This window comes from Crocosphaera watsonii WH 8501, assembly GCF_000167195.1.
GTDB classification, from domain to species: Bacteria; Cyanobacteriota; Cyanobacteriia; order Cyanobacteriales; family Microcystaceae; genus Crocosphaera; species Crocosphaera watsonii.
This window is the reverse complement of sequence record NZ_AADV02000259.1, coordinates 1-3,932: the sequence shown is the minus strand read 5'-3', so window position 1 is coordinate 3,932 and position 3,932 is coordinate 1. Positions and strand designations below refer to the sequence as shown.

Sequence of the window (3,932 nt, the reverse complement as noted above, 5' to 3'; positions counted from 1 at the left end):
GAAACTTTAATGTGGGAGCATATTGGAAAAGAAAATACAAGGGCAAACAGGAAAAAGAGCCTTGGTTTATTCTTACCAACTTAGACAGTTTATCAGAGGTCTTGAAAGTCTATCGAGCCAGGGCAGGTATTGAAGCTATGTTCAAGGATTGTAAGACAGGGGGTTATAATTGGGAGGGAAGTAAAGCCAATAATAAACGACTAAATTCCTTGATTTTATTAATAGCGATCGCTTACACTGCTACTTCTTTAAAAGGCAAAACATTTCGACAAACCAATCAAGGAAAATATATTGCTCGTCTAACTGAAAAATCAAGACGTGACCGAAGACATAGTAATTTTTGGATAGGACTTTATGGCTCTCTTTGGATTCACGCTTGGGAATTTTACTCTGATTTTATTTCAATTATGATGAGCAATAATCCCCAGAAACTCAACAATTATAAAAAAGGGTTACAAGCCATGTCCATAATAGATAAGACGGCTTAATTCCCCTATTTTATCTTAACATAAAATAACCAGTGGAAGATGATTTATTTTAGATGTAACTATCCAAAATAAACCAATTTTTATTATTTAATAAAAACTAATATTGCCCAAGGGGTTGATTTTGAGCATCAACCCTGTGGGGGGGAGAACGGTGTAACCCTCCTCCCCCCCACACACACGGCAAGAATGATTATCATTATTATTTATTCTCAATAAGCCCTCTAGTTTTTGACAATTTATAGAGCGATCACCACGGCTGAAACCCTCTTTCAATCAGGGTTTTAACGGGCTTGTCACCCCGTGAGGTCATAAAATTACATCTCTGCCAGTCGATTTATCCCGTAAATTCTCGAAAGTATCATCATCAAGAGAATCTAAATCTACTCTTTTTCTAAAATCTTGTAACGCTGTCCAAAAATTAGAGACTTCTTTAATTTCTACTATAACTTCTTGATTTTCAGGGATATTAATTTCCTCTAATAACTCAATATTTTTACCTTTTTTTATTCCTTTAATAAACATAATGTAAACTCCTAAATTTGATTTTTTCTCTGTTCAACTTGGTACTAAATCAGCATTAAATAAGTATTGTTTTAATCCTGAATAACTTTCGTTTTAATACTGACTAATCTAGAAACTCCTTAACTCTCCCAAAGCAGCTACTAACGCTATTATTGGGGACGTATTAATGACAATTCTCTCCGGTTTAGGCATTGTTTAAATCTGATAATAATTCTTCTGACCTTAAATCAATCATGGGAACCCCATAATCACTTAATTTGAGTAAAAAAGTCACTCGTTCAACCCCTAACATAGCGGCCGCCATTCCAGAAGACAGTCGCTTCATCTCATAGAGCTTAACCGCCATCGCCCACTTCGCTTCGTGTTCAAACTGTTCTTTACTTACCCCCACTGCATCAGGAAAACTTTCAGGATAATTTATCGTCAATTGATTTGGCATTGATTTGATTCCTAATAATTAACTCATGGGAGTCCCCCACAGTCGTCACAAAAGTTAAAGTCAATAAGAGCCGCTTATAGTACACCGAGGTAGAAAGAGATAACCCCCGCTTAACTTGCCCCCTAATTCACCCATCCATGCCTTTTTTGCCCTGTTAGCTGATCAAAGTGTGATATGATCATGTAACCTGGATAGATATGAAAGTTAATCGCTATGGACGGGCAGAAATTCTCACCCCCGACGAGATATCTCTATTATTTACCGAAGGGTTAACTAAGCCAAGAGATCGAGCGTTATTTGGGGTTTGTCTCTACGCAGCAGCCCGCATTAACGAAGCTTGTACCCTCTTCTATGCTGATGTGATCGGATTCAAAGGAGTGCGCGATAAGCTGGTGATCCGCAGCTTCAATACTAAAGGGAAACAAGATACCAGAGAAATCGATATTCATCCCCGCTTAAAAGTCTATCTCGAAGAATATAAGGACTCAGCCCCCTCTCTCAACAAATACAATCCTCATCTGTTCCCTGGAAGACATGGGCGAGGACATATCCATAAAGGGAGTGCTGATCTAATCTTGCGAGAAGCTTGTCGTCGTCTAGAATTGGAAGGAGTCAGTACCCACAGCTTCAGAAGAACCGCCCTGACTCAAATGAGCGATGCAGGGGTTCCTTTACGACATATTCAAGCCATTTCAGGACATCGCACCCTCGGAGCGTTGGAACGGTATTTAGGAGTCACAGATAAACAAAAACACAGTGCGATCTCTACTCTCGATTTTTAGGTTTTTTGCTTCTTCAAACCGACTTAGGATGCATTGATCACGGGTTCAATGGAGATTTGTAAGCCCAAAGCCCCGACGATTTTGCTTACCGTTGAAAATTGTGGATTCCCTGACTCTGAAAGTGCCTTGTAAAGACTTTCTCTTCCTAGATCAGTTTCTGCCGCTAATTGACTCATCCCTTGATTGGCTTTTATAACATTCCTTAAGGCGAGATAAAATTCTTCAGGTGATCCTTCATGCAGCGCATCATTGAGATACAGAGCCACATATTCTGGATCTTGTAAGTCACGATCCAAGCTTTCGTGCATACTTTTGAGCTTCATCTTTATATTGCCTCCATAAAGCTTTGGCTTGGGCGATGTCCTTCTTTTGGCTACTTTTGTCCCCACCCCCGACAAGCACAATGATCGTATTGCCGACACGGGCAAAATAGACTCGATATCCTGACCCGAAATGTAGCCGTAATTCAAAAATACCCTCCCCCACCGAAGAGGTATCCCCAAAATTCCCTAGTTCAATGCAGTCTAAACGCCGTCTAACTCTAACTTTGGTGATTTTATCCCTCAGTGAATCGTACCATTCTTCAAAAGGAACTTTTCCCTCATCAGTCTCTAAGAGCTTGATTTCAATTGTCGATTTCATTCGGATAATGTATCCTACAAGATACATTATAGAGTCACAAAACCATCGAAGTCAATGGAAAATATGAAGACTACGCTTCAAGAAGCCCCTGAAAGTCATCGAGTCCCTCGATGGTGATCGCTTGTCTTAATAAGGTTTTAAATAACTCCAAATCCTCAATTTGATTGATTTTCTCCACTAATTCGTTTGGTAACGCCTCAAACCGAACCTCAAGCACCTCAATAACATCCTCACGCCCTTTTTGGAGAACGCCCTCAGATATTCCTTCTTCTGTATAACTGTTTTAATCTTGATCTTAATTTAGGGTTTGCTGAAAAAGTTTCTCCAAAATTTATGCCACTTTTGACCAAGGATTTTCTGACAAATCAATAAGTTTTAGTACATAAAAATTGTTTAAAGTATAATCAAAATTAATGAAAGGCGGTTTGATAAGTTCCCCTGTTCTATTATTAGTAAATAAGGACAAAAAAAGCGACAAAAACTGCCTCAGAAGTTTACAAAGATTGACAACTAAAAATGTAATAGCAATAGATGTAATGGAGGTTTCAGGGAGTTTTGTCATCACGAGATTTAGGCTAAATCTTCGTTTAGCTTGTCCAAACTTTCCCTCAATAGCATTACGGAAGCATTCATCGGAGTGGGCTTGTTTCTTTTCTTCTTCACTGACATTTTTCGGAGGTCTTCCTAACTTCGGACCACTGATTCTTATCCCTCTTTCCTTACACCAATTTCTGTTTTCCCTAGTTCGATAAATTTTATCTACATGGACGGATTCGGGATAATAGCCAAACGTTTCTTTATACTTTTCTACTTGTTCTTTTAAATGACAAGATTCATTGAAGTTTTCCCAACTTATTTTTTCTAGAAACACATAGTTATCTACACAGCTTACTGAGAGTTTAGCTCCAAACTCTATTGGTTTTCCTGCTTTTCCCCTCACTATTGGACGAATATGCGGTTGAGTTAAACTTACAATTCTTTGAGGAACACTCTGGGTCTTATTCTCCCACATTGACTGTTGTTGTTCATAAACTTTTTTGATAGTCTCTAGACAATTTT

Annotated in this window: 6 protein-coding genes and 2 pseudogenes; 2 read left to right on the top strand and 6 right to left on the bottom strand. The window is 38.6% G+C overall.

Features of this window, described 5'->3' with window-relative positions:
* Positions 1-488, top strand: a pseudogene (locus CWATDRAFT_RS40820) (IS4 family transposase); the annotation flags it as partial.
* Between the two features lie 306 nt (positions 489-794).
* On the opposite strand, the gene CWATDRAFT_RS30305 reads toward CWATDRAFT_RS40820, so the two are convergent.
* Positions 795-1,010, bottom strand: a complete 216-nt coding sequence (locus CWATDRAFT_RS30305; RefSeq protein ID WP_042712930.1) for a hypothetical protein — start codon at positions 1,008-1,010, stop codon at positions 795-797.
* 184 nt (positions 1,011-1,194) lie between these two features.
* Complete coding sequence (locus tag CWATDRAFT_RS30300) at positions 1,195-1,449, bottom strand: UPF0175 family protein (protein ID WP_007308536.1); 255 nt, start codon at positions 1,447-1,449, stop codon at positions 1,195-1,197.
* Between the two features lie 197 nt (positions 1,450-1,646).
* On the opposite strand from CWATDRAFT_RS30300, the gene CWATDRAFT_RS30295 reads away from it, so the two are divergent.
* Complete coding sequence (locus CWATDRAFT_RS30295; RefSeq protein ID WP_007308538.1) at positions 1,647-2,231, top strand: tyrosine-type recombinase/integrase; 585 nt, start codon at positions 1,647-1,649, stop codon at positions 2,229-2,231.
* Between the two features lie 23 nt (positions 2,232-2,254).
* On the opposite strand, the gene CWATDRAFT_RS30290 is transcribed toward CWATDRAFT_RS30295, so the two are convergent.
* The 4 genes and pseudogenes from CWATDRAFT_RS30290 to CWATDRAFT_RS30275 all read right to left on the bottom strand — a co-directional run.
* Complete coding sequence (locus CWATDRAFT_RS30290) at positions 2,255-2,527, bottom strand: addiction module antidote protein (RefSeq protein ID WP_232287244.1); 273 nt, start codon at positions 2,525-2,527, stop codon at positions 2,255-2,257.
* The gene (locus CWATDRAFT_RS30285) at positions 2,517-2,873 is read right to left on the bottom strand and encodes a type II toxin-antitoxin system RelE/ParE family toxin (RefSeq protein WP_042712934.1); all 357 of its coding nucleotides are present in this window, start codon (positions 2,871-2,873) and stop codon (positions 2,517-2,519) included. Before CWATDRAFT_RS30285 ends, CWATDRAFT_RS30290 begins: the two co-directional genes overlap by 11 nt.
* A 70-nt stretch (positions 2,874-2,943) precedes the next feature.
* Positions 2,944-3,090 carry a hypothetical protein gene (locus CWATDRAFT_RS39040; protein WP_232287243.1) on the bottom strand — a complete coding sequence of 49 codons (147 nt, stop codon included), beginning with the start codon at positions 3,088-3,090 and terminating at the stop codon, positions 2,944-2,946.
* Positions 3,091-3,204: 114 nt separating this feature from the next.
* Positions 3,205-3,932: pseudogene (locus CWATDRAFT_RS30275) on the bottom strand (IS5-like element ISCwa2 family transposase); the annotation flags it as partial.